This is a genomic window from Oleiphilus sp. HI0043 (genome assembly GCF_001634935.1).
Map to the genome: position 1 here is coordinate 1 of NZ_LWEY01000445.1, position 752 is coordinate 752.

Sequence of the window (752 nt, forward strand, 5' to 3'; positions counted from 1 at the left end):
CTGGTGGCATGTTGCACGCGCTGGTTAAAGCGATCAGTCTTGATAGCAAGGAACATGACAGTCATACAGCAAGCGAGCACACCATATAAAACCATGAAGCATGCGCTATGGATGCCGATCCAGTCAACGGCTAGGCCAAAAGCGATAGGGAGTGTGCAGCCGCCTAAGGCGCCAATTGCAGCCACTAAGCCACCAACAAGCCCCATTTGCTGAGGGTAGTATTCATGAATTGTCTTATACACACTTGCTCGCCCAAAGCCCTGGGCTATACCGATAATAAATATCAATGTACTGAAGAACCAGACGTTAATTTCGATAGCCAGTTCTACATCTTGATGCACGCCATGTATGGTCATCGTGGTCGGCGGATAGCACAAGAAGAACAAGCAAACTAAGCATATCCAGAATACTGCCCAGTTAACGGTGCGACCACCATAGCGGTCTGCAAACCAGCCTCCTAATGCTCGAACCATGCCAGAGGTGGCAACAAAGAAAAGCGTAAAGGCCATCGCTTGGCTATAGCTGAGTTTATAAGCGGAAGCATAATACTGTGGGAGCCAGAGGATTAGCGCTAAAAAGCTACCGAAGACAAAGTAGTAATATAGACCGAAGCGCCAAATCTGGATGGATTTAAGTGCTTGTAGGGTGCTAAGTTCGGCTTGAAGTTTTGTCGGGGTATAGGGGCGGGTAGGTGCTATTAGCCAGAACAGAAAAGCCATAATGAGTAAACCAACCCCATAGATAGGACCAAT

General features: G+C 47.7%; 1 protein-coding gene. It reads right to left on the reverse strand.

The window, feature by feature from the left end; all coding sequences use genetic code 11:
• Window positions 1–752: MFS transporter (locus tag A3729_RS05655; RefSeq protein ID WP_156497706.1), on the reverse strand; the 752-nt coding region annotated here is incomplete at both ends.